This window comes from Peptoniphilus lacydonensis (genome assembly GCF_900106515.1).
GTDB classification, from domain to species: domain Bacteria; phylum Bacillota; class Clostridia; order Tissierellales; family Peptoniphilaceae; genus Peptoniphilus_A; species Peptoniphilus_A lacydonensis.
In genome coordinates, this window is the sequence record NZ_FNWF01000001.1 from 1 (window position 1) to 2,361 (window position 2,361).

2 protein-coding genes are annotated in these 2,361 nt (G+C 26.9%); both read right to left on the reverse strand.

The window, feature by feature from the left end; all coding sequences use genetic code 11:
- Positions 1–436: 436 nt before the first annotated feature.
- Positions 437–1,768 carry a relaxase/mobilization nuclease domain-containing protein gene (locus BQ5450_RS00005; RefSeq protein WP_071125567.1) on the reverse strand — a complete coding sequence of 444 codons (1,332 nt, stop codon included), beginning with the start codon at positions 1,766–1,768 and terminating at the stop codon, positions 437–439.
- 1 nt (position 1,769) lies between these two features.
- The gene (locus BQ5450_RS00010; RefSeq protein WP_071125568.1) at positions 1,770–2,126 is read right to left on the reverse strand and encodes a plasmid mobilization protein; all 357 of its coding nucleotides are present in this window, start codon (positions 2,124–2,126) and stop codon (positions 1,770–1,772) included.
- Between the last annotated feature and the right edge of the window lie 235 nt (positions 2,127–2,361).

The following is a 2,361-nucleotide window of genomic DNA, read 5'->3' on the forward strand; positions in this document are numbered from 1 at the left end:
ACTAATTAGATTGTTAGATTAAGATTATAAAATACATTATTAGTTGTTGTTAGTATAATAAAAATAAGTAGATGTAATCGTCATAAAAGGTTAGGATATTAACCTATCTTATTAAATTTAGCGTAATTTTGATAATTTTTTTCACATGAAAACCTGCTAACAGAAGTCAAGTATAACCTGAAATTAATTTCAGGTTATTTGCTTATCTGAGTAATTAAATTAGCAAATGGCAAAACAAACCGAGAGTAATCAATAGGCTTGCTTTTTAGGGTAGTGTGAAAAGTTGACTCTATAATATCTGTTAGAGATTTTACTCCCCAACAGATATTATAGAGCCTTTTATTAGCAGTATATTTCTTATTATACAAAGCAATATATAAAACACAATAGTATTACAATAGAATACATTAAAATAGATTTACAATGATTATATATTTTATCTTTCTATATTTATACCTATATATGTTTTATAATTTCTTTTAATTTTATATAGTTTTGTCATATTAGATTTTATACTAGAATACTCTTGCATAAGGGTGTTCTTTTTTTCTTGCAATTTATCGAGTTTGCTTAATATTTCTTTTGTGTTTGGCATTTTTTTATGGTTTTCTAAGATCTCTTTAGCGGCTGTTTTATAGACGGAAAGTTCGCTATAATATTCTTCTGTAAATTGTTTATCTTCAGGGTTTTTCTTATGGTATTTATAGATTTCACGATACTTATTTATAGTATTTATATTTTCCATATCTTGGGATAAACTTTTCACTTCAGCTTCAATTTTCTTTATTTTATCTAGCAGATTTTGTCTGTCATCAGCAGATTTTTTGATAAGATCATCGAGTTGTGTAATTGAATTAATTCCTTGTTCTCTTAGTTTAATTATTGAATCTGCCATTGTTTTGATATTGTGTTTTCTTGCCCAAACTTCATAGCCTTTAGAGGATTGAGCTTTTTCATTAGTAGATATATCAATAACATTTCCTACACGTTTTTTAATAGTATTAGTTTTGTTTTTAATAGCTAAATCTATTCTTTCTTTGATTTTTTCTTCGGTATAATCTTCTCCGATAGTCTTCGATCTTGTAAATCTTTGCTTATCTTTATGACGAAAAGCAATGTGTTTACCAAACTTAATTTCATAATCAATAGATTCCATATTTTCTAAAAATTCTTCCAAAGATTTAGACTTATTAATCATTCTATCTATATCAAATTGTAGTTTAAATTTCCAGGAATTTCCTTTCTTGTTTTGGTCATACTCGTACCAAGATTTACCAGCAGTTTTATATTTTCTCTTGTAAGCTTCATAATATTCATCAATGACTGAAAGCTTATTTTCTTTACATAATTCGTCACTTTGACATCTAATTTTATGGTAAGTTTTTTTGTTAGGTTGGTAGCATTTACCAGTCTTGTAATTAACATTATTAAAAATAATATGGTTATGAATATGCTCTCTATCTATATGAGTTGCAAGAACAAATTCATAATCTTCTTTTAAAGTTTTCTTACATAATTCCATTCCAATTTCGTGTGCTTTTATAGGATCAACCTCTCCTGGTAGAAAAGATTGGATTAAATGCCTAGCCAAAACTGTTCCTTTAGTATCATTGTCTTCTCGTGTTTTCATAAATTGAATATGGGCTGTAGATGGGTGGCATTTGAATGAAGATACCAAGACTTTTTCATCAGTTTTTTCACTCTTAGTAATGTAGTCTATTGCCAAATTTAGAGTTGATTTTATAGGATGTATTTTTGTAATAGCCATATTAGTCACCAGAACTTTCCTTTGATTTATTAAGAAGTAGGGAATGAATCTGCCATATTTCTTTTGATAATTTTTCTATTTTTTCTCTCATATAGTCAATATCTTTTTTGTAAATAACACCCGTTGTATTAGTAGCTTTTGCAATCTGATTTATGTTATTTGTTGCATTTGAAAGTAGCCATTGTAGGTTTCTAAATGGTTCTAAATCTACAACATAAATCTCTTTTTCCAATACACATTTTCTAAGAAAGTGGGACATAGTTTTGCAATTAGCAAGTCTCATTTTCTTTTCAAAAACTTCCTTTTCTTCATCTGTTAAATATATTTTTAGTTGATTATTTCTTTTTCTATTATCCATAGTATATCTCCTTATCATAAATTATTGGGGTCTTAGGGTTCTCCCTAACAAGGTAAAATTGATAAAAAAAAGGTGATGTTGCAGAATAGATGATTCTACTCTGCAACATCATTTTTTTATCAAGTATTTAAGTTTAGCCATTGTGTTTTTTGCTTTTAAAATATTTTCTAGATAAATTTTTCTTGTTTCTCTTAAAAATGAGTGCACTTAATAAAGCTATACTTTTAAAAATTTT

Bases quoted from the DNA above. Each gene is read 5' to 3' on its own strand.
- BQ5450_RS00005 (WP_071125567.1), bottom strand. From the start codon at position 1,768: ATGGCTATTACAAAAATACATCCTATAAAATCAACTCTAAATTTGGCA.
- BQ5450_RS00010 (WP_071125568.1), bottom strand. From the start codon at position 2,126: ATGGATAATAGAAAAAGAAATAATCAACTAAAAATATATTTAACAGAT.